The organism is Janthinobacterium sp. BJB301 (assembly GCF_002735685.1).
GTDB classification, from domain to species: Bacteria; Pseudomonadota; Gammaproteobacteria; order Burkholderiales; family Burkholderiaceae_D; genus Janthinobacterium; species Janthinobacterium lividum.
In genome coordinates this window covers 576,011-601,301 of record NZ_PDZJ01000002.1, presented here as the reverse complement: position 1 = coordinate 601,301, position 25,291 = coordinate 576,011, and the positions used below count along the sequence as shown (strand labels likewise).

The following is a 25,291-nucleotide window of genomic DNA, read 5'->3' as shown; positions in this document are numbered from 1 at the left end:
TTCAGAACGCAAAGCAGCTGCACCCCAGCGCGCCCCAGAAGCCGGAGTGGCTGGAGACGGGCACGGAACTCTTGCGCGCCACGTCATGGGCGTGAGCGTGCACGCCGCAGGCGCCCTGGCACTGGTGCTGTTGCATCACGCTGCTCTTTTGCGGCGGCGCGGACCGGTAGTGGCCGGCCACGTTTTTCACGGGCGACCAGTCGGGCAATACGGGGATAGGAGGCGGCGCCAGATTGGCAAATTCCGCCTGGCCGTAGACGATCTTGCCGCCGACGATGGTGAGCACCGATTCGATGGACTTGATCGCCTCTTCAGCTATGCTGAAAAAATCCGCGCTCAGCACGGCCAGATCGGCCAGCATGCCTTCCTGGATGCGGCCCTTCTTGCCTTGCTCGCTGGAGAACCAGGCGCTGCCCGCCGTCCACAGTTCCAGCGCCGTGTCGCGCGACAAACGGCTGCCCGCGTCGTACAGGCGCAAGCCGCCCACGGTGCGGCCCGACACCAGCCAGTACAGCGCCGTCCACGGGTTGTAGCTGGCGACCCTGGTGGCGTCGGTGCCGCCGCCTACCGGCACGCCCGAGGCAAGCATGCGCGCGATCGGCGGCGTGGCCTTGGCTGCTTCGGCACCGTAGCGGTCGACAAAGTACTCGCCCTGGAAAGCCATGCGGTGCTGGATGGCGATGCCGCCTCCCAGCGCCTTGACCCGGTCGATGTTTTTCGGCGTGATGGTTTCGCAGTGGTCGAACATCCAGTGCAGGCCGTCGAACGGAATGTCGCGGTTGACCTTTTCAAAGACCGTCAGCATGCGCTCGATCGATTCGTCATAGGTGGCGTGCAGGCGGAAGGGCCAGCGTTTGGACACCAGGTGGCGCACCACCTTTTCCAGTTCGTCGTCCATGCCGGGCGCCAGATCCGGGCGCGGTTCGAGGAAATCCTCGAAGTCGGCGGCGGAAAATACCAGCATTTCGCCGGCGCCGTTATGGCGGTAGTAGTCGTCGCCCTGGCCCGGCGTGACCATCTCCGTCCATTTTTCAAAATCCTCCAGTTCGCGGCCCTTGTTTTGCGTGAACAGGTTGTAGGCGATGCGTATCGTCAGCTGCTCTTTTTGCGCCAGTTCTTCGACCACCGCGTAGTCTTCCGGATAATTCTGGAAGCCGCCGCCCGCGTCGATGGCGCTGGTCAGGCAGAGGCGATTGAGTTCGCGCATGAACTGGCGCGTGGAATTGACTTGCAATTCTCGCGGCAGGGTCGGACCCTTGGCCAGGGTCGCATATAAGATCATGGCGTTTGGACGGGCGATCAGCATGCCAGTGGGGTTGCCGGCAGCGTCGCGCACGATTTCGCCGCCAGGCGGGTTCGGCGTGTTCTTGTCGTAGCCGACCACGCGCAGGGCGGCGCGGTTCAGCAGGGCGCGGTCGTACAGGTGCAGGATGAAGACCGGGGTGTCGGGCGCGGCCGCGTTGATTTCATCGAGGGTCGGCATGCGCTTTTCCGCGAACTGGAATTCGTTCCAGCCGCCCACCACGCGCACCCATTGCGGATTCGGCGTGCGCAAGGCTTGCTCCTTGAGCATGCGCAGGGCGTCGGCCAGCGAAGGCACGCCTTCCCAACGCAATTCCAGGTTGTAGTTCAAGCCGCCGCGGATCAGGTGCAGGTGCGAATCGTTCAGGCCGGGAATCACCGTGCGGCCACCCAGGTCGATCACGCGGCTGTCGGGCGCGCGGTGGCGCATGACGTCTTCAAGATCGCCCACGGCGAGGAATTTACCGTCGGCGATGGCCACCGCGCTCGCTTGCGGGCAGCTTTTATCGACGGTATGGAAGCAGCCATTGAGCAGGATCAAGGGTGCGGCGGCGGGGAGGGTATGTTCTGGCATGGTGCAGCTCCATGGTTGCGGTGCAGGGGGGAGGGGGCCGGCGTGCGCGGCGCGAAAGTCACTTCGGCCAGTGTAGCGGACGTCCTGCGCTTGAACACGGGCCAAAAGATCAGGTGGAGCGTCGCGCACTGGCCGAATGGCGGGGGCGGCGGCCGGCCGCATGGCTTACCATGCAGGCAGTAGCGCCGGGGCGCTTCCCTGGCGCGTTTTTCGTTTTTTAGTGCATTGCACGGTATCGGGAGTCATTCGATGGATCAGCCACCACATAGCCGTTTATACGGCACCAGCCTGGGCTTTTTGGCCGGGTATGTCGATACGCTGGGCTTTATCGCCCTGTTTGGCCTGTTTACGGCCCATGTCACGGGCAACTTCGTGCTGATCGGCGCCGCCCTGGCCGAACCGACGCGCATCCCCATCCTGCTGAAAATCCTTGCTTTTCCCGCCTTTATCGCGGGTATCGTCGTCACGCGCCTGATGGTGCTGGCCATCGAGCGCCGCGGCGGTCCGGCGCTGACGCTGGCCTTTCTGCTGCAATGGATCTTGCTGGCCGGTTTCATGGTGTTTGGCGTGCTGGCCGAGCCGCTCGGCAAGGATGCCAGTTCCATGGCCATGGCGGCAGGCTTGCTGGGAACGGCCGCCATGGGCGTACACAGCGCCACCAGCCGGCTGCTGCTGGCACACCTGGCGCCGACCTCCATGATGACGGGGAACGTGACGCAGATCGTGCTCGACACCGTCGACGTGCTGCGCGGCGCGGCCGACGAGGGCACGCGCGCGCGCTGCGGCAAGTTCTTCTGGCCGCTGCTGGCCTTTGCGCTGGGCGCCATCGCTGCCGGCTTTGGCTACCTGGTTTTCGGTTTCGCGGCGCTGGCCGTGCCGCTGGTGCTGCTGGGCGGGCTGATCGTCGTGGAGCAGCGTAGCGGTCGGACCGCCGTGCCCATGTCCTGACAGCCGCCATGCGCGCCTTCCTGCTGTGGCTGATGTTCATGCTGGCCAGTCCTTGCGCGCTGGCCATCGATGCCGCACGCGGCATCCATCAGCTGCAGCACACGCGCTGGACGGCCAGTGACGGCGCGCCCGACGATATCATCGTCATGGCACAGGGCAATGACGGTTTCCTGTGGCTGGGCACGCATGCAGGCGTGCGCCGTTTCGACGGCCTGCGCTTCGAGCCCGTGCGCGCGCGCCAGGGCAGCTTTCCCGACACGGTGGCGCTGGCGCTCAAGCGCGCCGCCGACGGCGGCATGTGGATAGGCTGGCAAGTGGGCGGCATCAGCCACGTTAAGGATGGCGTGGTGCGCAATTACGCCGAGCCCCAGGGCGTGCCGGCGGGCGCCATCTGGGGCTTTGCCATCGGCGGTGACGGCGCCGTGTGGGCGGCCGGCGTGTCCGGCATCTCGCGCTTCGATGGCCGGCGCTGGCAGGCGATGGGACCGGCGCAGGGCTACACGGCGCAAAAGGCGTCCGCCGTGTTTGCCGACCGCGATGGCCGCATCGCTGTGTTCAGTGAAAACGGCCTGTTCATGTGGCAGGCGACGCAGTCGCGCTTCGCGCCGCCCATCGGCCGTCTTGACCTGCGCGCGCCGCCGCAGCAGGGACCCGACGGCCGCATTTATTTGCTGGAGATGCGCGGCATCCGCATCATCGAGTCGCTGGATCGCTACGAGCAGCTCGATCATCGGTGGATTTACCGCGATACCAGCGGCACCAGCGGCAGCATGCTGGTCGATCGCGCGGGCACCCTGTGGTTCGACAGCCAGTACGGCTTGCACCGCACGCGCAGCAGCGGCACGCTGGCGCCGGGACAGCTGGGCATCAGCAGCGACACGGAATCGTTCCTGCCGCGCGATGGCTTGAGCAATGTCCTCGTCGGCTCCATGTGCGACGACAATGAAGGCAATGTCTGGGTTGCCACGTACGGAGGCCTGGACCGTTTCCGCCAGGCCGCGCCCGTGGTCCTGCGCACGCCTGCCGCGCCCGGCGTGGCCGAAGTGTTCCGTACCCAGGAAATGCTGGCCGGAGCGGCAGGCGCGATGTGGCTGTCGCGCGATGACGTCCTGGGGCCGCTGCTGCTGGCGCGGGCCGACGGCAAGGTGCTGCGCGCGCCGCGCCTGGGGCCCATCAGCGCCATCCTGGAATCGCCGGGCGGCCTGTGGGTGGCGGCCCGCGCCGGCCTGCAGCAGCTGGCCGGCGAGGATGGGCGCGTACTGCGCACGATCGCCTATCCATCTGGCGCTGCCGCGGTCAAGCGCATGCGCGCCGGCGTGCTCGCGCCCGATGGCAGCATCTGGGGCGTGTTCAGCGGCGCCGGCGTTTTCCAGTATCGCGACGGGGCCTGGCGGCGCGAACCGCTGCTGCCCGATGGCGGCGCGAAAGTGCCGCTGGCGCTGCTGGCCGACGCGGCCGGGCGCCTGTGGCTATCGTATGCCGATGGCAGCGTCGCCATGCTGGAACGGGGGCGGCTGCACACCTTCGGTCCCGCGCAGGGCCTGGACCTGGGCAAGATTCCCATGCTGATCGAATACCGCGGGCAGGTGTGGGCGGGCGGGCAGCGTGGCGTGGCGCTGTGGCGCGGCGGCCGCTTCGTCACCCTGCGCAGCGAGCCGGCCAGCGCCACCGAGGGCGTGGTGGGCCTGCTGCGCGCGCGCGACGGCAGCCTGTGGCTCAATCACGGCAGCGGCGCCGCGCACATTCCCGCCGCGGAAGTGGACCTGGCGCTGCGCGACGCCGCCCATGCCATGCGCGCCACCTCGTACGACGCCGTCGATGGCTTGAACGGCAGCATCAGCATGCTGCACAACCGCTCGGTTGCCGAAGCGGACGATGGCAAGATCTGGTTTTCGCGCCAGAGCGCGACGTTCTGGATCGATCCGCGCCAGACGTTTGCTCCCTTGCCGGCGCCACGCGTGGAAATCGGCGCGCTGCTGGCCGACGGCCGACGCGTCGATCCGCCCGCAAGCGCCGGCCTGCAGCTGGCGGCAGGCACGCGCGACGTGCAATTCCATTACAACGCCGCCAGTCTGGGCACGCCGGAGCGTTTGCAGTTCCGCTACCGGCTCGACGGCTACGATACGCAGTGGCAGCAGGCGGGCGGCCGGCGCCTGGCGCAGTACACGGGCCTGGGGCCGGGCAGCTACCGCTTTGAAGTAATCGCGGCGAATGGCGACGGCGTGGCCAGCACGGTGGCGCAACTGCCGTTCCGCGTGCTGCCCGCCTTTTACCAGACCTGGTGGTTCCGCAGCCTGTGCGCGGCGCTGCTGCTGGCGGCCGCATACGGCGTTTGCCGCTGGCGGCTGGGCCAGCACGCCGCGCGCCTGCAGGCGCGGATGGAGGCGCAGCAGGCCGAGCGCGAGCGCATCGCGCGCGAGCTGCACGATACCCTGCTGCAGGGCACGCAGGCGATGATCCTGCACTTTCACAATGCCAGCATGGCCATCGCCGAGGATGACCCCGCGCGCGCCGCCATGCTGCGCGCGCTCGACGACGCCGACCGCATGCTGGGCGAGGGACGCGACCATGTGCACGACCTGCGCGCGGGCGACGATGCGGGCGCGCGCTGGAGCGCCATCCTGCGGCGCGAAGGCGAGCGTCTGGCGGCGCAGCACGGCATCGTGTTCCGCTATGCGGAGGAAGGCGAGGCGCGCATGCTGCATGCGCGTGCCGCGCATGAAATCTACCGCATCGCCAGCGAAGCGCTGCGCAATGCCTTCCAGCATGCGCGCGCGCAGGTGGTCGAGGTGGCGGTGCGCTATGCGTGCGGAGGCATCGAACTGCTCGTGCGCGACGATGGCCAGGGCTTGCCGCCGGTGGTCGCGGCGAACGGGCAGATTCCCGGACACTGGGGCATGCCCGGCATGCGCGAGCGCGCGGTGAAACTTGGCGCGCGCCTGACTGTGGGCGGGCGCGATGGGGGCGGCACGCAGTGGCGCCTGCGGGTGCCGGCGCACCGAGCCTGGCCGGCGGAGTACGGCCCGCTGCGCCGCTGGTGGCAGCGCTGGCGCCGTTCAGGCGTCGAGGATGCCGCGCCGTAGCGCGATGGTGACGGCGTGCGTGCGGTCCCGGGCGCCCAGCTTGGCCAGGATGGTGCTCATGTGCGCCTTGACGGTTTCTTCCTTGATTTGCAGCAGGGCGCCCGTCTCGCGGTTGGAATTGCCTTGCGCAACCTGCTTGAGCACGTCCAGTTCGCGGTTCGACAGCACGTCGCTGCAGGCATACAGCGCCAGTTCCGCCTCGATCTCGGGCGTGATGTGGCGCCGCCCCGCATGCACGTTCTGTATCGCCGCCAGCAATTCGTGGCGCAGCGCGCTTTTCAGCACATAGCCGCATGCGCCCGCGCGGATGGCGCGCAGCACCTGCGTGTCGCCCTTGTAGGTGGTCAGCACAATGATGCGCGCCTGCGGATGGCGTGCGCGGATGGCGCCGATGGCGTCAAGGCCGTTCATGCGCGGCATCTGCAAATCCATCAGCGTCACATCGGGCTGCAGTGCGTCAAACTGCTGCACCGCCTGCTGGCCATCGGTGGCCTGGCCCACCAGCGCCACGCCGGGAAAGGCGCGCAGCAGGGCCGCGATGCCGTCGAGCAGTAACTGGTGGTCGTCGGCAATGAGGACGCGTATCGGCGCCGTATCGCTGCGCATGATGTTGCCTGGCAAAGAGGAGTTATCGATCAAGAGTCGTCGGAGCATGGTGAGCAAAAGGTATTTTACCGCAGCGCCCGCCCTCCTGCAGGGGGCATTTCCCGGAGGCAGCCTGCATGCCAGCCTATATTTAGATAGTGGTGCGGGCACGCCGCCAGGCATACGATGCACGGCAGTACCCACTCAACCCTTTCTTCATGGATGACATCATGACCAATCCGAAACTGGAAGTCCTCACCCCCGATAATTGCCAGATCATCTTCATCGACCAGCAGCCGCAGATGGCGTTCGGCGTGCAGTCGATGGACCGGCAAGCGCTGAAAAACAATACCGTGGGCCTGGCCAAGGCCGCCAAGGTATTCAACATCCCCACCATCATCACCACCGTCGAAACGGAAAGCTTCTCCGGCCATACCTATCCGGAACTGCTGGACGTCTTCCCCGGCAAGGATATCCTCGAGCGCAGCTCGATGAACTCGTGGGATGACCAGAAGGTGCGCGATGCGCTGGCCGCCAACGGCAAGAAGAAAGTCGTCGTTTCGGGCCTGTGGACGGAAGTGTGCAACAACAGCTTCGCCCTGTGCGCGATGCTCGAAGGCGACTACGAAATCTACATGGTGGCCGACGCTTCTGGCGGCACTTCGAAGGAAGCGCACGATTACGCCATGCAGCGCATGATCCAGGCTGGCGTGGTGCCCGTGACGTGGCAGCAGGTGCTGCTGGAATGGCAGCGCGACTGGGCGCACAAGGAAACCTATGACGCCGTCATGGCCATCGTGCGCGAACATTCGGGCGCCTACGGCATGGGCGTCGACTACGCCTACACGATGGTGCACAAGGCGCCGCAGCGCATCCATGGCGAACACGCCACCCTGGCGCCGGTGCCGGCCAAGTAAACGCCACGCGGCAGTGCCATGCGCCGCGCGCCTGACCGCGCGCGGCGTTTTTTTTCATCGAAAGGAATGCGCCATGAAGTTATATGTGATTTCGCTGGCGGTGGGTTTGCTGGTTGGCATTATCTACGCCGTCTTGCAGGTGCGCTCGCCGGCGCCGCCCGCCATTGCCCTGATCGGCCTGCTGGGCATGCTGATCGGCGAACAGATCGTCCCCGGCGTCCAGCGCCTGATGGCGGGAGAAGCCATCACCGTGTCGTGGCTGCGCAGCGAATGCGTGCCGAAGATCAGCGGCGTGGAAGCGAAGCCGACATTGGCCAAGGCCGAGCCGCAGCAGAAGGACGACAGCGCCGCCTGATATTCCCGGCAGCTAGAACGCGGCCAGCAAGCCGCGCCGTGCGGCCACCGTGGCCGCCTCGGTGCGGCTTGATACGTTGAGCTTGGTCAAAATATTATTCACATGAAATTTGACGGTGCCCACCTCGATGCCGGCGCTGCGCGCGATCATCTTGTTGCTCTTGCCCGCTGACAGGTGCAGCAGGATGTCGTGCTCGCGTTTCGACAGGCGGTTCGCCTCGATGCGGCCGGCTTGCTGCGCGGCCAGTTCCGGTGGCAGGTAGTGCCTGCCGGCGGCCACCTGGCGGATGCACTGCGTCAGTTGCAGGAAGCCGGAATCCTTCAGCAGGTAGCCGCGCGCGCCGGCGCGCAATGCCCGGTGCACGCTGTCCTCGCCCTGGTAAGTGGTGAGGATGACGATCTTCGCTTGCGCGTCGTCTGCGCAGATGCGCTCGATCGCCTCGACGCCATGCATTTCCGGCATGTTCAAATCCATCAGCACCACGTCGGGCCGCAGTTGCCGGTACAGCTCCACGGCGGCGCTGCCCGTGCCTGCCTGGCCCAGCAGGAGTAAGCCAGGCAGTGATGCGATCAGCGAGGCCAGGCCGGCCAGGATCAGCGGGTGGTCGTCGGCGATCAGCAGGGTAATCGGCGGATCGGCCGGGGGCATGGTCGTGTGCATGGTTGTGCTCATGGGGCTGGCAAGGTGAAGTGGAAGACGCTGCCGTGCGGCGCGCCGGGCGCATGCCACAGGCGGCCGCCATGCGCGTCGAGGATGCGGCGGCAGATGGCCAGGCCCATGCCCATGCCGTCCGGTTTGCTGGAATACAGGGCGTGGTACAGGCGGCCGGCCGCCTGCGGCGCGATGCCGGCGCCATTGTCGGCAATGCTGAAGTGCTGCACGCTGCCATCCAGGCGCGAAGACAGCAGCACCGTGCGCGGCCGGCCGCCGGTGTCGCGCAGAGCCTCGATGGCGTTCATCAGCAGGTTCAGGATGACTTGCCGGAATTGCACCGGGTCGGCATGCAGCAGCGGGCGGCCCGGCGCCAGCTGCGTTTCCAGATGGATGGCGTGGCGTTGCAGTGGCGCGCGCAACAGCGGCAGCAGGTCTTGCACGGCGTCGTCGGCCACAAAATGATCGTGGCTGTCCGGCGAATTGCAGGCAAGGCCATGCACGCTGCGCAGCACGGCGCTGGCATGGCTGCCGGCACTGGCGACCAGGGCCAGCGCCGCGCGCGCCTCATCGAGGCGGGGCGGATCGTGATCGAGCCAGCGCAAGGCGGCATCGGCATTGAGCGCGATGGCCGCCAGCGGCTGGCGCACCTCGTGCGCGACTGATGCGGCAAATTCGCCCATACCGTCCATGCTGCCCATGCGCTGCGCCTGCGCCGGACCGGGGTCTTGCTTCTGAGGGAAATAATGCATGCTGGCCATCGCGGAACTCCTGTCGTTCGCTGCGGCGTATGCCGCGCTGCAACAAGTATGCACGGCGCATCAGGCAAGGCAGTTATACGAATGGGGGAGGCGGGCGGTTTTTTTTGCGCGGCGGGGAAGAGTAGCACCGCCGGGCGGGCCGGCGGTGCGGGAAGCGTAGAACGGTCAGGACTTGATAAAGGCCAGCAAGTCTTCGTTCAGGCGGTCCTTGTGGGTGGCCGGCAAGCCGTGCGGCGCGCCTTCATAGATGACCAGCTTGGCGTTCTTGATGAGCTTGGCCGCAGCCTTGCCGGAAGCGTCGATCGGCACGATCTGGTCGTCGCCGCCGTGCACCACCAGGGTGGGCACGGAGATTTTCTTCAGGTCGGCCGTGAAGTCCGTCTCGGAAAACTGCTTGATGCAATCGTAGGCGTTCTTGATGCCGCATTGCATGCCCTGCAGCCAGAAAGTGTCACGCATGCCTTGCGACACCTTGTTGCCGGGACGGTTGGCGCCGAAGAACGGCACCGTCAGGTCCTTGAAAAATTGCGAACGGTCGGCCAGCACGCCGGCGCGGATGCCGTCGAAGACGGACATCGGCAAGCCGCCGGGATTCGTCTCCGATTTGACCATCTGCGGCGGCACGGCGCCCACCAGCACGGCCTTGGCCACGCGCTTTTCGCCATGGCGGCCGATATAGCGCGCCACTTCGCCGCCGCCCGTCGAATGGCCGACCAGGGTCGCACCCTTGATGTCGAGCGCGTCGAGCAGGGTGGCCAGGTCGTCGGCGTAGGTATCCATGTCATTGCCCTGCCATGGCTGGCTGGACAGGCCGTGGCCGCGGCGGTCGTGCGCGATCACGCGGTAGCCGTGGCTGGCCAGGAACATCATCTGGTCTTCCCAGGCGTCGCCCTGCAGTGGCCAGCCGTGGCTGAAGACGACGGGCGTGCCGCTGCCCCAGTCCTTGAAGTGGATGACGGCGCCGTCCTTGACGGTGACGCTGTTGACGGTGAGCTTGCCCGGTGCCGCCGTAGCGGCAGCGGCTGGCTTGGCGGCGGCGCTGGCGCCACCGGCGGCCAGCAGGCCCGCGCCGGCGGCGACACCGGCGACGCTGACGAGCAGCTTGCGGCGGGATGTGACTTCTTCGGCTTCGATTTTCTTCGACATGATGCATTTCCTTCGGGGATGGGGGAGGGACCAGTTACGGCCTGAGCCAGTAATGGCATCGGCCAGTCTAGGCCTTCGCGCGCGCCGGCGCCTCTGCCAAAAGACCAGTCGCGCCCAGGCGCCCGCCTGCCTATGATGGCTGGCAGCGTCGCGCCGCGCCGCCTGGCTTTCCCACTGGAGTAAACATGAAGAAACACTGGATGGCGGCGCTGGCCGGCCCCTTCTTGCCCGATGCGGGCTTGCTGTTTGCGCGCGTGACGGGCGCGCTGCTGGTACTGCACGTGCACGGCTTGCCCAAACTGCTGCACTTCTCCGATGAACTGGCGCATATCGACGACCCGCTGCACCTGGGGCGCGCCGTCACCCTGTACTGCGCCCTGTTCGCGGAAATCCTCTGCCCGCTGCTGGTCGCCGCCGGCTTGCTGACGCGCCTGGCCTGCCTGCCATTGCTGTTCCTGCTGGGCGTGTCGATGCTGCTCGTGCACCCGGACTGGAGCATCGCCGACGGCCAGTTCGGCTGGCTGCTGATCATCGTCTTTGGCACGATTGCCATCAGTGGCGCGGGACGTTATTCGCTCGATGCGCGGCTGCGCCGTTAAATGACGAATTCCCGGGGCAGCGCCGGCTTGTGCGCCAGCAGCAGTGATAATTTCTTTAATGCGTTGGCCAGGCGTGCGCGGTCGCGGATGCTGCCCAGCGAAATGCGGATGGCGTTCGGCGGGCGGTTGTCGTAGAAGGCGTCCGAGGCCGTGACGGCCACGCCCTGGGCGCGGGCCGTGGCGGCCAGTTCGCGCGAGGTCCAGTAGCTGGGCAGTGAATACCATACGTGGATGCCGTTGCTGTGCGGCTGGCTGGTGCCCGTCAACATCGTGCGGATGACGTCCTGGCGCGCGTCCGCTTCGCTGCGTATGCCGGCCAGCAGCGCGTGCGCGGAGCCGTCGTGTATCCATTGCGTCGTCAGCGCCGTCGTCAGGGGCGTGGCCATCAGGGAAAACGAGCGCATGGCCTGCAGGAAGCGTTCGCGCAGCTGCACCTCGGCGATCAAGGTGTAGGCCATGCGCAGGCCCGGCGCCAGGCATTTCGACAGGGTGGCGATATACGACACGTGGGCGGGCGCGTAATGGGCCAGCGGGGGCGGTGCGTCGGACGCCAGCAGCCAGTATGGGTCATCCTCGATGATGTGCATGCCGCAGCGCTGCACCACCTCCGTGATGGCCAGGCGGCGCGCGGCCGGCATGGTGTGCGCTGTCGGGTTTTGCAGGGTCGGGTTCAAATACACGAGGCGCGCCTGGTGCTTGCGGCAAGCCTTTTCCAGCGCTTCGGGCAGCATGCCGTCGGCATCCGTTTCCACGACGATGGCCTTGCGGTTCAGCTGGCTCGCCGCCAGGCGCAGGCCCGGGTACACGGCGCTTTCCGTCAGGATGCTGTCGCCGGGCCGGCTGAGAGTCAAGATCAGCGCCGCCAGCGCCGCCTGCGCGCCGGGACAGGCCACCACATGTTCCGCATCGACGTCGCCGAACATGGGCGCGAGCCAGACGGCGCCCGCCGCGCGGTCGGCCTTGCCGCCGCCGCCCAGGTGATAACTCATCAACAGATCGCTGTCCGTGCGCATCAGCACTTGCGCCACGCCCTGTTTCAGCAAGTCGCCGAAATCCACGCCCACGGGCGGTGGCGGGATGTTCATGCTCAGGTCCAGCATCTGCGTCAATTCCACTTTCGGCGCCGCCACATAGGTGCCGCGCGCGCCATGTCCCTCCAGCAGGTTGCGGCGCTTGGCTTCGTCGTAGGCGCGCGTTACCGTCGTCAGGTCGACCTGGTACAGGGCGGCCAGGCGGCGCTGCGGCGGCAATCGGTCGCCCGGGCGCAGGCTGCCGTCGGACAACGCGCGCTCGAGCATGTCGGCGATCTGCAGGTAGCGCGGGCCGCCATGCTGCACGAAGGGCGTGATCCACGCGCTGGCCTGGCTTTCTTCTTGTATGGATTTGGATTGGGGCATTTTTTTTTATGTATGGGTATTGCTTCTCGTAATTATGGGCTGAAGCCTTGAAAAAATCCATACATTTATGCGTGGCGGGCTGTATCTTCAGGACGATGCATGACGGATGGTTTGCCCGCCCGTCCCGCCAGGCCGGCGGGGATTGCTATTTCCAACAGGCATTTAAGTCTGCGTCTCAAGGTGTGGCAGCGCACGGTGGCGCGTGGCGGGGGCGGTTAAGGTAGTACCAACAGCTTGCTGCTGATCCACTGTTTGATATGGCTCAGCCCGGCAGCGTTTAGCCGCTTCTTTTTCCCCGAAGCGAGGAGAATCATGATTCGGTCACGGCATCGAGCATGGTTGAAATTATTCACTGTTAAAGGAAACCATCATGAACGCGATTGAAAAAACCAGCTCCGATTTGAACGGCACCGTCCAGGATACCCGCCAGGATTTGCACCGCACCATCGACAAGGTGGCAAGCCAGGCCCAGCCTCTGGCCGACAAGGTGGCCACGCGCGCCCATGACGGCGTGGACCAGGTGGGCGACCGCATGGGCCAGGTCAGCGACACCGTCAACAAGGCTTCCGAAACCTTGATGGCGCGCGGCAAACAATTGGGCGCAGCCTGCCAGCGCGCCGGCGAGACGGGCCGCGATTATGTGCGCGAGCGTCCGGCCGTGTCCTTGCTGATTGCGGCGGCAGCCGGTTATGGCCTGTCGAAACTGCTGGGTTCGCGTAAGTAACTGTACGCAGCCAGGCAAGGTCGTTGTCGTTGTCGTGGGCGCTGGCCCGGTCTGCGGGCCGTGCCAGCGCCCACGCGCACAAGGTAGCAGCAAGCGGTAAAGGAGAGTGATGATGCGCTCCATTTTGTTGTGGTTGATCGGCATACCTATTCCCATCATTATTTTGATTGCCCTGTTCGTGCGCTGAATGAGGGAGTTGTAGCGTTACTTCCCGGGGCAAATTACTCACAGGAGATGTAATGGCTAGCAACAAGAAAACGCCGTCCACGGACGGTGCTGGTTCCGTATTGAGCAGCATGTCCGGCCCATCCGACAGCAATGCGCCGCACAGCCTGGGCGCGGACAACGACGTGGCCCGCGCGCTGCTGCAAAAGACGGCCGCCGGCCAGCAGCTGGCCGCCGCCATGGCCGTCAATCCCAAGGAGGATGGCCAGTATGGCGAGGCGGCGCGCACGCCGGTCGAAGGCGTGCATGTGGCGACCGGCGAAGCGCTGGCCACGGCCAGCACCACGGGCGAAACGCTACCTTCTCCGAAGACGGGTGACGGCCAGCCCGCGCTGGGCGAGAATGCGCTGAATAGCTCGCTGGATGGCGCCCGTAGCGACGATAGCGGCTGCGTGCTGACGACCAACCAGGGCGTGCCCGTGGGTGACAACCAGAACTCGCTGAAGGCGGGCTTGCGCGGCCCCACCCTGATGGAAGATTTCATCCTGCGTGAAAAGCTCACGCATTTCGACCATGAGCGCATCCCCGAGCGCGTCGTGCATGCGCGCGGTTCGGCTGCCCACGGTTACTTCGAATGCTACAAGGAGCAAAGCAAGCATACGCGCGCCAGGCTGTTCGCCAAGGCGGGCAAGCGCACGCCCGTCTTCGTGCGCTTTTCCACGGTGGCCGGCGAACGCGGTTCGACCGATACGGCGCGCGACGTGCGCGGCTTTGCCGTGAAGTTTTATACGGATGAAGGCAACTGGGATTTGGTGGGCAATAACATCCCCGTCTTCTTCATCCAGGATGCGATGAAATTCCCCGACCTCGTGCATGCGGTCAAGCCCGAACCGCACAATGGCATGCCGCAGGCGGCCAGCGCGCACGACACCTTCTGGGATTTCGCCTCGCTGTCGCCGGAAATCACGCACATGCTGATGTGGGCCATGTCGGACCGCGCCATCCCGCGCAGTTACCGGATGATGCAGGGCTTCGGCGTGCATACCTTCCGCCTCGTGAATGCCAAGGGGCAGTCCGTGTTCTGCAAATTCCACTGGTCGCCGATGGCCGGCACGCACTCGCTCGTGTGGGACGAAGCCGTCAAGATCAGCGGCGCCGATTCCGACTTCCACCGGCGCGACCTGTGGGAAGCCATCGAGTGCGGCGAGTATCCCGAATACGAGTTGTCCTTCCAGGTCTTCACGGAAGCACAGGCGGAAGCGTTCCCCTTCGACGTGCTCGATCCGACCAAGCTGATTCCAGAAGAACTTGTCCCTCTTGTCCCCGTCGGAAAAATGGTCTTGAACCGCAACCCGGACAATTTTTTCGCCGAGACGGAGCAGGTGGCGTTCTGCACGGCGCACATCGTGCCCGGCATCGATTTCTCCAACGACCCGTTGCTGCAGGGACGCATCCATTCCTATGTCGATACCCAGCTGACGCGCCTGGGCGGCGCCAACTTCCATGAAATCCCCATCAATGCGCCGCTGGCGCCCGTGCACAACAACCAGCGCGACGGCATCCACCGGCAGGCCATCAACCGGGGCCGGGTCGCGTACGAGCCGAACTCGCTGGCGGGCGGCTGCCCGTTCCAGGCGGGCGCGAAGGGTTTCAACAGTTTTCCCGCTTCCGCCGAAGGCGACAAGGTGCGCGGCAAGCCCGAGAAATTCGCCGAGCATTATGGTCAGGCGCGCCTGTTCTGGATCAGCCAGACGCCGGTGGAACAAGACCATATCGTGCATGCGTTCCGCTTTGAGCTGAGCAAGGTGCAGACGGTGGCGATCCGCCAGCGCATCGTCGCCATGCTGCGTAATGTCGACGAGACCCTGGCGCAGCGCCTGGCCGATGGCCTGGGCCTGGCGCTGCCGCCCGTCATGCCGCGCGCCTCCCTGGAGCCGCTGCCGGCATATCCGCCATCGCCAGCCCTGTCGCTCTTTTTCCGCCCCGGCAAGACGGGTATCCATACCTTGCGCGTGGCCATCCTGGTGGGGCCGGGCAGCGATGGCGCGCAAGTGCGCAATATCTATGCCTCGCTGCTGGCCGATGGCGCCGTGCCGCGCCTGGTGGGCAGCCACCTGGGCAAAGTCGACACCAGCGGCGGCGCGCCGCTCGACGTGGAAATCTCGCTCGAGGCGGGACCGTCCGTGCTGTTCGACGCCGTGGTGCTTCCCGACGGCCAGGGTGCCGTGCAGCAGCTGGGCAGTGACGCCAACGCGCTCGACTTCCTGCGCCTGCAATACCGCCACTGCAAGCCGATGCTGGCCAGCGGCGCCGGCAAGGACTTGCTGGACAAGGCTGGCGTACCGGCGACCCTGCCCGATGGCAAGCCGGATCCCGCCATCATCGTCGCGCCTTCCGGCGACGTGGTGAAAGCCGTGGCGGCCTTTAAAAAGGCGCTGGCCGCGCACCGGGCGTTTGCGCGCGAGACGGATCCGCCGAGGGTGTGAGTGGCTGCATCAGCACGGGGGCCGGATCCGCCGGCCCCGTTGCCTATGCTGTTTGAGCTGCATGCGCAACGCCCTGCAACAATGTAAACAATAAAAACGTCCTGCGGTGATATGCTGCTGACTAGAACTGTTCATTTGCAACTATTTGCTTGAAGGAAGCAGAACAGCAGCAAGGAACGGCTTCAGCAAACCGGATCGCGATTACTGCATGGACAAGTACACACCTCGCACCTGGGGGCCGGGCGAACGCCCGACCTTGCCCGGGTCGCCATCGATGCCCGAACATTCGACGCCCAAGCGTGTCGCGTATTTCATCGTCGGCCTGATCGTCGCGCTGACGGGGGGACTGGGCAACGGCCTGGTGACTGCCAATTTGCTGAACCTGCAAGGTTCGCTGGCTGCCTATGCCTACCAGATGCAGTGGCTGCCGGCGGCCTACGTGATGACCATCGTTTCCATGAATCTGCTGCTGGTGAAGTTCCGCCAGCAGTTCGGCCTGCGCCTGTTCACGGAGGCGTTCCTGGTGCTGTATGCGCTCGTCACCTTCGCCCACTTGTATGCGAATACCTTGCCGTCCGCGATCGCCGTGCGCGCCGCGCATGGCATGGTGGGCGGCGCGCTGGGGGTGCTGGGGCTGTACTACACCCTGCAGGCGTTTCCCGCGCGGCACCGCCTGAAGGGCGTGGTGCTGGGCCTCGGTTTTGCCCAGCTGGCGCTGCCCCTGGCGCGCATCTTCACTTCCGAACTGCTGCAGATCGGCGAATGGCATGGCCTGTACCTGTTCGAGCTGGGACTGGCCCTGCTGGCGCTGGGCTGCGTGCTGGCCCTGAAACTGCCGCCCGGCGACAGGGTGCAGACGTTCGAGCCGCTCGATTTCCTCACCTTCATCCTGTTCGCGCCCGGCGTGGCCCTGCTGTGCGCCGTGCTGGCGCAGGGGCGCACGGCGTGGTGGATGGAATCCGAGTGGGTGGGCGTGTGCCTGGCATGCTCGATCGTGCTGATCGCCGCCTCGCTGGCCATCGAGCATAACCGGGCGCGCCCGCTGCTCAACACGCGCTGGCTCACCACGGGCAAGATCGCCAAGCTGTTTTTATCCGTGCTGCTGTTTCGTATCGTGCTGTCCGAATCGACGGGCGCCGTCGGCTTCCTGCAGGCGCTGGGCTTGAACACGGACCAGATGCAAAACCTGTTCGTTGTCGTGCTCCTGGGCAGCGTGGCGGGCCTGGTGGTCAGCGCGCTGACGATCAATCCGGCGACGTTGAACCGCTCGCTGATGTTCGCGCTGCTGCTGATCGCTGCAGGCGCCCTGATCGACGCGCATGCCACCAGCCAGACGCGCCCCGTCAACATGTATGTCAGCCAGTTCCTGCTGGCCTTTGGCGGCACGTATTTCCTCGGTCCCACCATGGTGGCCGGCATGGGCGCCGTCATCGCCGAACCGCGCAACCTGGTCAGCTTTTCCGTGATGTTTACCATGACGCAGAACCTGGGCGGCCTGCTTGGTGCGGCCATCGTCGGCACCATCCAGACGGCGCGCGAAAAATACCATTCCAGCTACCTGGTCGAGCATCTCACCATGCTTGACCCGCAAGTGGCCGCGCGCGTGCAGTCCGGAGCCGCAAGCTATGGCGGCGTGCTGACGGACCCTGCCTTGCGCAGCGCCCAGGGCGTGGCGCGCCTGGGTGCCATCGCCACGCGCGAAGCCAATGTGCTGGCCTATAACGATGTTTTTTTGATGATCGCCGGCGTCGCCATCGCCACCCTGATATGGATGCTGGTCAGCCAGTCCTGGACCCGCATCACCACCGGCGCGCGTCGCCTGGTCGGCCCCGTGCGCGATGCGCAGACGGCCATGGCCATCGTCCCCATTACCAATTCGGAACCGAGCAATGACAGAAAATAACACCACGCCGCCAGTACCAACACCAGCACCCGCTGCGCCACCTGCCCCGGCGCCCGCGGCAAGCAGCACGCCGCCGCAGCCGGACCGGCGTCACCAGTGGCTGTCCGCGCTGGCCTTTGCCTCCGTGGCCCTGGTGGGCGTGCTGATCGTGCTGTATGCGTGGCGGCTGCCGCCGTTCACCAGCCCCATCGTGACGACGGAAAACGCCACCGTGCGGGGCCAGGTGACCATCATCGGCACGCAGCTGTCGGGCTATGTGGTGGAAGTGACGGTGCAGGACTTCATGGACGTCAAGGAAGGCCAGCTGCTGGTGCGCATCGACGACCGCATCTACCAGCAGCGCTACGAACAGGCGCAGGCCCAGCTGGCCGCGCAGCAGGCGGCGCTGTCGAACTGGGCGCAGCAAAAGGCCAGCGCGCAGGCGGGCATTTCCGTCAGCGAGGCCGTGATGGCCAATGCGGAAGCGCAGGCGCGCAAGGCCAGCGCCGATCTGAATCGCGTGGAGCAGCTGGTGGCAGACGGTTCCCTGTCGCAGCGCGAACACGACCAGTCGCGCGCCGCGCAGGCGCAGATGGCGGCGGCGCTGGCGCAGGCGCGCGCCAATCTCGACATCGCCCAGCAAAGCGTGCACAGTGTGGTGGTCAACAAGCAGGCGCTGGAAGCGGCCGTGGCGAATGCGCAGGCGGCCGTCAAGGCGGCGAAGATCGACCTCGATAACACGCGCATCGTGGCGCCATCCGACGGCCAGTTGGGCCAGGTGACGGTGCGCCAGGGCGCGTATGTGAACTCTGGTGCGCAGCTGATGGCGCTGGTGCCGCGCCAGATGTGGGTGATTGCCAATTTCAAGGAAACGCAGATGAATGGCGTGCAGGAAGGGCAGAGCGCCACCTTCCACGTCGACGCGCTCGATGGTGCCGTGCTGACGGGCCAGGTGGAACGGATCTCGCCGGCCACCGGCTCCGAGTTTTCCGTGCTGCCGGCCGATAATGCGACGGGCAACTACCTCAAAATCGCCCAGCGCATTCCCGTGCGCATCCGCATCGATGCGGGCCAGGCGAATGCGCGCCGCCTGGTGCCGGGCATGTCGGTGGTGGTCAGCGTCGACACGTCGGCCGTGCTGAACGACTCGGCGGACAATCCCGCGCCACCGCCTGCACCGAAAAAGGCGACCGCGAAGGCCAAGCCATGAGGCGCCGCCTCCTGCTGATTGCTGGCGTGCTGGCGCTGGCGGGCTGCGCCGCCAACGCGCCACCGCCGCCCGCATCGGCCCTGCAACTGCCGTCCGGCTGGCGCGCGCAAGGCGAGGGCGGCGCAGCGTCCGCGCATGGCACACAGGTGGAACAGCTGTGGTGGCAGGCGTTCGGCGATCCGGTTTTAAGTGATCTGGTGGGCGAGGCGCTGGCGCGCAATGGCGACTTGCGCGTGGCGCGCGCCCGCGTGCAGGAATACCGCGCGCGCCTGGCGCAGGCCGATGCGAACCGCGCGCCCAGCCTGGCCTTCGATGGCTCGCCGACGCGCACGCGCACCCTGGCGTCGAGCGGCAAGCCGTATGTGACGAACGTCTTCCAGGCCGAACTGCAGGCCAGTTATGAAATCGATGTGTGGGGCCGGCTGGCCAGTCTGAGCGATGCAGCGGGCGAGAGCTACCGCGCCGAACAGGCCAGTCTCGATGCGGCAGCCCTGTCGATCGCCGCCAGCGTGGCGACGAGCTACCTGAACTTGCGGGGCCTCGACGCGCAGCTGGCGCTGACGCAATCGACCCTGCAGCTGCGCGAACAGTCGCGCGAGCTGGCGCGCAAGCAGTTCGAGGTGGGCTACAGTTCGCGCCTGGAATGGCTGCAGGCGCAATCGGAATACCATGCGGCGGCCGAGCAGGTGCCGCAGCTGCAGCGGCAGATCTTCGAGCAGGAAAACGCGCTGGCCGTCCTCGTCGGCGGCAATCCCGGTCCCATCGCGCGCGGCTTGCCGCTGGCGGAGCTGGCGGCGCCTGGCGTGCCTGCCGGCCTGCCTTCCGAATTGCTGCGCCGGCGGCCCGACATCGCGCGCGCGGAACACAACCTGGCGGCAGCCAACGCCAGCCTGGCCGCCACGCGCGACCAGCTGCTGCCCTCGTTCAAGCTGACGGCCGTTGGCGGCGGGCAAGCCACAACCCTCACTGATTTCCTGCATGCGCCCACCGCCCTGTGGCGGCTGACGGCGCTGGCGGCCGGTCCCCTGTTCGATGGCGGCAGGGTGCAGGCGCAGACGGATGCGGCCGGTGCGCAGCGCGACCAGCTCGTGTACGCGTATGAAAACGTGGTGCGCAACGCCTTCGCCGAAACGGAGAACAGCCTGGGCGCCATCTACCGCCTGCGGCAGCAAGCAGTGGAAAACGAGGCGCGCCGCGCCACCGCGGCCGATACCCTGCGCATCGCGCACAACCGCTACCGCAATGGCTACGCCTCGTACCTGGAAGAACTCGACGCCCAGCGCACCCTGTACAGCGCCGACGTGGGGCTGCTGCAACTGAAGACGCGCGTCCTTGTCGCCTCGGTCGACCTGTACCGGGCCATGGGCGGCGGCTGGTCCGCCAAGACGGAATAGGCGCGCGTGCACGGCGCGGTCGTTTGCCGTGGCCAGTGTAATATTCTGCCCGGGGAAAGCGGCGGCATGGTGCCAGCTGCTCCCGTCACGAACGAGGTCGCAGCATGACGATTTTTGGCATAGGCATCCACATCCTGATCGCGGTATTTTTTGCGGTTCACGTGGTGCGCAACGGGCAGCAGCTGTACTGGCTGCTCATTTTATTCATGTTCCCGCTGCTGGGCAGCGTGGTGTATTTCTTCGCCATCTATCTGCCCAATTCGCGCCTGCCGCAAGGCGCGCGCAAGGTCGCTTCGGTGGCCGTGCAAGTGCTCGATCCGAACCGCGAACTGCGCGAGGCGAGAGCCGCTTTCGAGTACACGCCGACAGCGCAAAACCAGATGCGCCTGGCCAGCGCGCTGCTCGAAGCGGGCGACGCGCAGGAAGCGGCATCGACCTACGAAGCCTGCCTGCGGGGAGCGTTTTCATCGGACCTGGAAATTCGCCTGGGCGCGGCGCGCGCCTATCTGGAATGCGAACGGGGCGCCGAGGCCTTGACGCACCTGGAATTCATCCGCCGCACGGATATCCATTTCCGTCCCGAGATGGTGTCCCTGCTGACGGCGCGCGCGCTGGCGCAAAGCGGGCGCCAGGTGGAGGCGAAGGCGGAATTCGACGACGCGCTGACGCGCTACAACAGCTTCGAGTGCCGCGCCGAGTGCGCGATCTGGGCGCTGCAGCAGGGCGACAAGGTGTTGTCGGAACGCCTGCTGCTCGATATCGACAGCGCCATGGCCCGCTGGAGCAGCCATACGCGTGCCATGTATGCGCCGCTGCTGGTGCGCCTGGAGGCGGCGCGCAGGTAGCTGGCGTGCGTGGGGTCCGACCCGGCGGGTCCGACCCCGTCAAACGCCAGGCACCGTGTTTTTCCCTTCGATTAATTTATATCCCTTGCCATCGAAAGCATAGCGCGCGTGTCCGTTCAACGGCGTGGCGATGCGCGGCGGATCTTCATCCGGCTTGACCGTGACGCCGGGCTTGATCTTCTCGGAGGCGCCCTTGAAATCGATCAGCAAGTCATCGTAGGCGCCGCCATTGCGCGCGGGGGCGAAGCGCCACTTGCCTTCGACCATCCAGCATTCATCCATGTCCGGCGTGCAGGCGCCCATATTGTCCGAGTACAGGTCCATGCCGCCATCGAGCGCGGTTACCTTGCCATCGCCGATTTCAAACAGGGCCAGTTGCGTGATGGTGTAGCCCTGGCCCGTATAGCCATGGCGGATCGCCAGTCCCGGCTTGTTCGCGCCCAGCATGACCCAGTGGACTTCACCGAGCTGCCCCGATGAACCGAGGGCGGCGATGTTTTCCAGGCGTTTCACGACTTGCCACTGGCCGTCTTCCGGCTGGCCCTTGGGCGCCAGGAAAAAGACGTTCAACAGTCCCGACGAGGCATGCGCCGATTCCGCCGTGCCTTCCGTGTTGGCCGTTTCCGCATTCGCCACCAGGATGGCGCGGCCATCGGGCAGGAGCTTGTGGCTGACGGCACTGACCACGTAACTGAGTTTGTCGACGTGGTTGTCAGGATCGGGCAGGTCGGCCAGCGCATCCTCGCTGTCGCTGCGGTAGTCCTTGCCGAAGATGGCGCGCATCATGCCCACTTCACGCTCGCGCGCCTGCGGCGTGTTCATCGCTTCCGTCCTGGGGGCGGTGGCGGCCGGCGGCGGCACGTGTTCGGCCGATGCGGCATCGTCAGCGGCAGCGGGGACATCGCTTACCACGTCAGCGGCCAGGTCGGCGCTGGCGGGAGCGGTCTTTTCCGAGCAGGCGCCGAGCAGCGCGGATACCAGTAGCAGGACGAGCGGGGTGCGGTAATTCATAGGCAGGGCAGATTGCGTTCATGGAGAATGGGCGCAGTATGCCAGATAGATGGAAGCGAGGGAGCGCGGCCTGGCGGCCGGTCCTTCGCTTCCTTGCCCGCGAGGGGCGATTTTGCAAACAATGGCGACGCCTATTTTTCCAGCGCTACCTTGTCATCGCGCCGCAGCGGCGCCTTCTGGCGGCGCAGTCTGGCCATGCCGCGCTTGAGCAGGTGCTCCAGGTCGTCGATGTAGGTGAACACGGCCGGCACCACCAGCAGGCTCAATAGGGTCGACGTGATCAGGCCGCCGATCACGGTAATGGCCATCGGCGAACGGAAGCTGGGGTCGGCGCCCCAGCCCAGCGCCAGCGGCATCATGCCGGCGCCCATGGCAATCGTCGTCATCAGGATGGGGCGGCTGCGCTTGTGGCAGGCATCGACCAGCGCATCGAAGCGGTTCATGCCGGCCTGGCGCGCCAGGATCGCATAGTCGACCAGCAGGATCGAGTTCTTGGTGACGATCCCCATCAGCATGATCAGGCCGATCATCGATGGCATCGACAGGGCGCTGCCCGTGATCAGCAGCGCCACGAAGGCGCCGCCGATCGACAGCGGCAGCGCCGCCAGGATGGTCACCGGCTGCATGAAGTCCTTGAACAGCAATACCAGCACGCAGTAGATGCACAGCACGCCGATCAGCATGGCCAGGCCGAAGCTGGCGAACAGCGAGGCCATCTCCTGCGCGTCGCCCAGTTCGGCGATCTTCACGGATGGCGGCAAATTCTTCATCGATGGCAGCGCGCGCGCTTCCACGTTCAATTCACCGAGGGTGCGCGAACCGAGTTCCACGTCGAGGGTCACGTTGCGGCTGCGGTTCAAGCGGTCGATCTGCGCCGGGCCGCTTTCCATCGTGACGCTGGCCACGTTCGCCAGGCGCACGGGGCCATTCTTGCCAGGCACCGTCAGGCGCTCGATGGCGGCTAGGTCGGCGCGCACGCTGTTGGGCAGCTTGACGCGGATCGGCACTTGCCGCTCCGGCAGGTTCATTTTCGTCAGGTCCGTGTCGTAGTCGCCGGCCGTGGCCACGCGCACGGTCTCGCCGATGGCTGCGGCCGTCACGCCCAGGTCCGCCGCCTTGGCGAAATCGGGACGCACGATGATTTCCGGGCGCACCAGCGAGGCGCTGGAATTGACGTTGCCGATGCCTTTCAGGCCGCGCAGTTCGCGCTCGACCTTTTGCGCCGCCGCCATCAGCGCCACCGGGTCTTCCGAGCGCAGCACCAGCTGCATCTTGACGCCCGTGTCGGGCGGCCCCACCGTGAAGCGGGCGCCGGGGATCGTATCGAGCTTGTGGCGCAGCTGCGTTTCCAGGTCCGCCATCGATTCCTTGCGCTCCGTGCGGTGCACGGTGGTCAGGGTCAGCACGGCGCGGCGCGCTTCTGCCGCCGCGCCGGGGGCGAAGGCGTCGCCGCTCGAGCCGCCGCCTATCGAACTGAAGACGCCCTGGATGCCAGGCGTGCGCATGGCCGCATCGCGCGCCAGGGCTGCCACGGCCTGCGTTTCACCCAGGGTGGAGCCGGGCGGCAGTTCCAGGTTGATCTGCGTCTGAGCGCGGTCGGCGGCCGGCACGAAACCGGTCGGCAGCAGCGGCACGAGCGCGATGGCGCCGACAAAGAACAGGGCCGCGGCGATGGCCGTGATGCCGCGGTGGTTCAGGCACCAGCGCATGACCGTCAGATAGCGCGTCATCAGCCAGCCATCCTGCTCTTCCTTGTGCGGCAGCGGTTTCAATATGTAGGCTGCCATCATCGGCGTGAGCAGACGCGCCACCACCAAGGATGCCAGCACGGCCAGCACGGCCGTCCAGCCGAACTGCTTGAAGAACAGGCCGGGAATGCCGCTCATGAAGGCCGTCGGCAGGAATACTGCCACCAGCGCGAAGGTGGTGGCGATCACCGCCATGCCGATTTCGTCGGCCGCTTCCATGGCCGCTTCCATGGGCGACTTGCCCATGCGCAGATGGCGCTCGATGTTTTCGATTTCCACGATGGCGTCGTCGACCAGCACGCCGACGACCAGGGCCAGCGACAGCAGGGTGACGGTATTGAGCGTGTAGCCGAACCAGTAGATGCCGAGGAAAGCCGGCATCACGGACAGGGGCAGGGCGGCGGCGGCGACCAGGGTGGCGCGCCAGTCGCGCAGAAACCACCACACCACCAGCACGGCCAGCAGCGCGCCTTCGTACAGCAGCTCCATCGAGCCGTCGAAGTTTTCCTCGACGGGGAAGGCATTGTCGATCGACTGCTGCAGCACCACGTTGGGGTTTTCCTTCTGCAGGTCGGCGATGGCGTCGCGCGCGCCCTTGGCGACAGCCACTTCACTGGCGCCCTTGGTGCGGAACACCTCAAAGGCGACGACCGTCTTGCCATCCTGCTCGGCCAGCGCGCGCGGTTCGGCGACCGTGTCACGCACGGTGGCCACCTGGTCCAGGCGCACATGGCGGCCGTCCGGCAGCGGCACTTCCACGCGCGACAGTTCATCGGCCGTTTTCACGGTGGCGATGGTGCGCACCGACTGCTCGGCGCCGCTGATGTCGCCCCGGCCGCCAGGCGCTTCGCGCTGGACCAGGCGCAACTGGCGCGAGACGTCGAGGGCGGAGACCTTCAATGCCGCCATGCGCGCTTCGTCGAGTTCCACCTGGATCTCGCGGTAGACGCCGCCCACGCGGGTGACGGCGCCCACGCCGGGCACGGTCAGGAGGCGCTTGGCCACCGTGTTGTCGACGAACCAGGACAGGTCGGGAGAGTCGAGCGGGTTGTCGACGCCCGGCTTCGCCGTGGCGATAAAGGTCAGCACCACGCGCCCGGCCGTGGACGCCTTGGTGACGGTGGGGTCGCGCAACTCGGCCGGCATGTCCGCCTTGACTCGCGCGACGGCATCGCGCACATCGTTGACGGCTTCGGCAATCTGCTTTTCCAGGATGAATTCGACGGTGACCGTGACGACGCCATCGAGCACCTTGGTGTAGATGTTTTTCACGCCTTGCAGGGTGGCGACGGAGTCCTCGATCTTGCGCGCCACTTCCGTTTCCAGCTGCGCCGGCGCGGCGCCTGGCAGCACCGCGCTGACGGTGACGATGGGCAGTTCGATGTCGGGGAAATCCTGCACCGGATTGGCCTTGTAAGCCAGCAGACCGGCCAGGGTCAGCAGCGCGAACAGCATGATGGCCGGGATCGGATTCTTGATCGAGAGGGAGGAAAAATTCATGGCCTCTC

At 66.2% G+C, this 25,291-nt stretch carries 19 protein-coding genes; 11 read left to right on the top strand and 8 right to left on the bottom strand.

Translation table 11 applies throughout. The features are described 5' to 3' along the window. Nucleotide 1 precedes the first annotated feature (1 nt). Nucleotides 2–1,876 carry an amidohydrolase gene (locus CSQ91_RS15975; protein WP_099388926.1) on the bottom strand — a complete coding sequence of 625 codons (1,875 nt, stop codon included), beginning with the start codon at nucleotides 1,874–1,876 and terminating at the stop codon, nucleotides 2–4. A 249-nt stretch (nucleotides 1,877–2,125) separates the two neighbouring features. Here CSQ91_RS15975 and CSQ91_RS15970 point away from each other — a divergent pair, with 249 nt between their 5' ends. Together CSQ91_RS15970 and CSQ91_RS15965 are read left to right on the top strand one after the other, a co-directional pair. Then, nucleotides 2,126–2,824 carry a YoaK family protein gene (locus CSQ91_RS15970; RefSeq protein ID WP_099388925.1) on the top strand — a complete coding sequence of 233 codons (699 nt, stop codon included), beginning with the start codon at nucleotides 2,126–2,128 and terminating at the stop codon, nucleotides 2,822–2,824. 8 nt (nucleotides 2,825–2,832) lie between these two features. After that, nucleotides 2,833–5,907, top strand: coding sequence for a sensor histidine kinase (locus tag CSQ91_RS15965; protein ID WP_099388924.1), 3,075 nt, complete (start codon nucleotides 2,833–2,835; stop codon nucleotides 5,905–5,907). Here CSQ91_RS15965 and CSQ91_RS15960 read toward each other — a convergent pair. Beyond that, the gene (locus CSQ91_RS15960; RefSeq protein WP_034786496.1) at nucleotides 5,881–6,513 is read right to left on the bottom strand and encodes a response regulator transcription factor; all 633 of its coding nucleotides are present in this window, start codon (nucleotides 6,511–6,513) and stop codon (nucleotides 5,881–5,883) included. The genes CSQ91_RS15965 and CSQ91_RS15960 overlap by 27 nt on opposite strands. 209 nt (nucleotides 6,514–6,722) lie before the next feature. Here CSQ91_RS15960 and CSQ91_RS15955 point away from each other — a divergent pair, with 209 nt between their 5' ends. Further along, nucleotides 6,723–7,409 carry a hydrolase gene (locus tag CSQ91_RS15955; protein ID WP_070281851.1) on the top strand — a complete coding sequence of 229 codons (687 nt, stop codon included), beginning with the start codon at nucleotides 6,723–6,725 and terminating at the stop codon, nucleotides 7,407–7,409. Between the two features lie 73 nt (nucleotides 7,410–7,482). Beyond that, nucleotides 7,483–7,764 (top strand): XapX domain-containing protein, encoded by a 282-nt coding sequence (locus tag CSQ91_RS15950; RefSeq protein ID WP_099388923.1) that lies wholly within the window; start codon nucleotides 7,483–7,485, stop codon nucleotides 7,762–7,764. A 12-nt stretch (nucleotides 7,765–7,776) separates the two neighbouring features. On the opposite strand, the gene CSQ91_RS15945 is transcribed toward CSQ91_RS15950, so the two are convergent. The 3 genes from CSQ91_RS15945 to CSQ91_RS15935 all read right to left on the bottom strand — a co-directional run bounded on the left by CSQ91_RS15945 (nucleotide 7,777) and on the right by CSQ91_RS15935 (nucleotide 10,322). After that, the gene (locus CSQ91_RS15945) at nucleotides 7,777–8,424 is read right to left on the bottom strand and encodes a response regulator (protein ID WP_257217372.1); all 648 of its coding nucleotides are present in this window, start codon (nucleotides 8,422–8,424) and stop codon (nucleotides 7,777–7,779) included. 8 nt (nucleotides 8,425–8,432) lie between these two features. Continuing rightward, the gene (locus CSQ91_RS15940) at nucleotides 8,433–9,176 is read right to left on the bottom strand and encodes a sensor histidine kinase (protein WP_099388922.1); all 744 of its coding nucleotides are present in this window, start codon (nucleotides 9,174–9,176) and stop codon (nucleotides 8,433–8,435) included. A 165-nt stretch (nucleotides 9,177–9,341) separates the two neighbouring features. Then, nucleotides 9,342–10,322, bottom strand: a complete 981-nt coding sequence (locus CSQ91_RS15935) for an alpha/beta fold hydrolase (RefSeq protein WP_099388921.1) — start codon at nucleotides 10,320–10,322, stop codon at nucleotides 9,342–9,344. Between the two features lie 185 nt (nucleotides 10,323–10,507). Between CSQ91_RS15935 and CSQ91_RS15930 the strand changes: the two genes are divergently transcribed. Then, nucleotides 10,508–10,921 (top strand): DoxX family protein, encoded by a 414-nt coding sequence (locus CSQ91_RS15930; protein ID WP_205412594.1) that lies wholly within the window; start codon nucleotides 10,508–10,510, stop codon nucleotides 10,919–10,921. Here the strand turns inward: CSQ91_RS15930 and CSQ91_RS15925 are convergent. Then, the gene (locus tag CSQ91_RS15925; RefSeq protein ID WP_070281422.1) at nucleotides 10,918–12,318 is read right to left on the bottom strand and encodes an aminotransferase-like domain-containing protein; all 1,401 of its coding nucleotides are present in this window, start codon (nucleotides 12,316–12,318) and stop codon (nucleotides 10,918–10,920) included. The two genes, CSQ91_RS15930 and CSQ91_RS15925, sit on opposite strands and share 4 nt — an antisense overlap. Before the next feature lie 370 nt (nucleotides 12,319–12,688). Between CSQ91_RS15925 and CSQ91_RS15920 the strand changes: the two genes are divergently transcribed. The 6 genes from CSQ91_RS15920 to CSQ91_RS15895 all read left to right on the top strand — a co-directional run bounded on the left by CSQ91_RS15920 (nucleotide 12,689) and on the right by CSQ91_RS15895 (nucleotide 21,024). After that, complete coding sequence (locus CSQ91_RS15920; protein ID WP_099388920.1) at nucleotides 12,689–13,042, top strand: DUF883 family protein; 354 nt, start codon at nucleotides 12,689–12,691, stop codon at nucleotides 13,040–13,042. 239 nt (nucleotides 13,043–13,281) lie between these two features. Beyond that, nucleotides 13,282–15,693: a catalase gene (locus CSQ91_RS15915; RefSeq protein WP_099388919.1), complete on the top strand. Its 2,412-nt coding sequence runs from the start codon at nucleotides 13,282–13,284 to the stop codon at nucleotides 15,691–15,693. Nucleotides 15,694–15,901: 208 nt separating this feature from the next. Next, nucleotides 15,902–17,596 (top strand): MFS transporter, encoded by a 1,695-nt coding sequence (locus CSQ91_RS15910; protein ID WP_070254491.1) that lies wholly within the window; start codon nucleotides 15,902–15,904, stop codon nucleotides 17,594–17,596. Beyond that, nucleotides 17,583–18,785, top strand: a complete 1,203-nt coding sequence (locus tag CSQ91_RS15905) for an HlyD family secretion protein (RefSeq protein WP_052140506.1) — start codon at nucleotides 17,583–17,585, stop codon at nucleotides 18,783–18,785. Before CSQ91_RS15910 ends, CSQ91_RS15905 begins: the two co-directional genes overlap by 14 nt. After that, nucleotides 18,782–20,179 (top strand): efflux transporter outer membrane subunit, encoded by a 1,398-nt coding sequence (locus CSQ91_RS15900; protein ID WP_099388918.1) that lies wholly within the window; start codon nucleotides 18,782–18,784, stop codon nucleotides 20,177–20,179. The genes CSQ91_RS15905 and CSQ91_RS15900 overlap by 4 nt, the downstream gene beginning before the upstream one ends. A gap of 104 nt (nucleotides 20,180–20,283) precedes the next feature. Then, nucleotides 20,284–21,024 carry a tetratricopeptide repeat protein gene (locus tag CSQ91_RS15895; RefSeq protein ID WP_070254494.1) on the top strand — a complete coding sequence of 247 codons (741 nt, stop codon included), beginning with the start codon at nucleotides 20,284–20,286 and terminating at the stop codon, nucleotides 21,022–21,024. A 39-nt stretch (nucleotides 21,025–21,063) separates the two neighbouring features. Here CSQ91_RS15895 and CSQ91_RS15890 read toward each other — a convergent pair whose 3' ends face one another. Continuing rightward, nucleotides 21,064–22,035, bottom strand: coding sequence for a hypothetical protein (locus CSQ91_RS15890; protein ID WP_099388917.1), 972 nt, complete (start codon nucleotides 22,033–22,035; stop codon nucleotides 21,064–21,066). Between the two features lie 131 nt (nucleotides 22,036–22,166). Further along, nucleotides 22,167–25,283, bottom strand: a complete 3,117-nt coding sequence (locus tag CSQ91_RS15885; protein ID WP_099388916.1) for an efflux RND transporter permease subunit — start codon at nucleotides 25,281–25,283, stop codon at nucleotides 22,167–22,169. Nucleotides 25,284–25,291 lie beyond the last annotated feature (8 nt).

Coding starts and splice junctions, on each gene's coding strand:
- CSQ91_RS15975 (WP_099388926.1), bottom strand. CDS start 1,876: ATGCCAGAACATACCCTCCCCGCCGCCGCACCCTTGATCCTGCTCAAT.
- CSQ91_RS15970 (WP_099388925.1), top strand. CDS start 2,126: ATGGATCAGCCACCACATAGCCGTTTATACGGCACCAGCCTGGGCTTT.
- CSQ91_RS15965 (WP_099388924.1), top strand. CDS start 2,833: ATGCGCGCCTTCCTGCTGTGGCTGATGTTCATGCTGGCCAGTCCTTGC.
- CSQ91_RS15960 (WP_034786496.1), bottom strand. CDS start 6,513: ATGCGCAGCGATACGGCGCCGATACGCGTCCTCATTGCCGACGACCAC.
- CSQ91_RS15955 (WP_070281851.1), top strand. CDS start 6,723: ATGACCAATCCGAAACTGGAAGTCCTCACCCCCGATAATTGCCAGATC.
- CSQ91_RS15950 (WP_099388923.1), top strand. CDS start 7,483: ATGAAGTTATATGTGATTTCGCTGGCGGTGGGTTTGCTGGTTGGCATT.
- CSQ91_RS15945 (WP_257217372.1), bottom strand. CDS start 8,424: ATGCACACGACCATGCCCCCGGCCGATCCGCCGATTACCCTGCTGATC.
- CSQ91_RS15940 (WP_099388922.1), bottom strand. CDS start 9,176: ATGGCCAGCATGCATTATTTCCCTCAGAAGCAAGACCCCGGTCCGGCG.
- CSQ91_RS15935 (WP_099388921.1), bottom strand. CDS start 10,322: ATGTCGAAGAAAATCGAAGCCGAAGAAGTCACATCCCGCCGCAAGCTG.
- CSQ91_RS15930 (WP_205412594.1), top strand. CDS start 10,508: ATGAAGAAACACTGGATGGCGGCGCTGGCCGGCCCCTTCTTGCCCGAT.
- CSQ91_RS15925 (WP_070281422.1), bottom strand. CDS start 12,318: ATGCCCCAATCCAAATCCATACAAGAAGAAAGCCAGGCCAGCGCGTGG.
- CSQ91_RS15920 (WP_099388920.1), top strand. CDS start 12,689: ATGAACGCGATTGAAAAAACCAGCTCCGATTTGAACGGCACCGTCCAG.
- CSQ91_RS15915 (WP_099388919.1), top strand. CDS start 13,282: ATGGCTAGCAACAAGAAAACGCCGTCCACGGACGGTGCTGGTTCCGTA.
- CSQ91_RS15910 (WP_070254491.1), top strand. CDS start 15,902: ATGGACAAGTACACACCTCGCACCTGGGGGCCGGGCGAACGCCCGACC.
- CSQ91_RS15905 (WP_052140506.1), top strand. CDS start 17,583: ATGACAGAAAATAACACCACGCCGCCAGTACCAACACCAGCACCCGCT.
- CSQ91_RS15900 (WP_099388918.1), top strand. CDS start 18,782: ATGAGGCGCCGCCTCCTGCTGATTGCTGGCGTGCTGGCGCTGGCGGGC.
- CSQ91_RS15895 (WP_070254494.1), top strand. CDS start 20,284: ATGACGATTTTTGGCATAGGCATCCACATCCTGATCGCGGTATTTTTT.
- CSQ91_RS15890 (WP_099388917.1), bottom strand. CDS start 22,035: ATGAATTACCGCACCCCGCTCGTCCTGCTACTGGTATCCGCGCTGCTC.
- CSQ91_RS15885 (WP_099388916.1), bottom strand. CDS start 25,283: ATGAATTTTTCCTCCCTCTCGATCAAGAATCCGATCCCGGCCATCATG.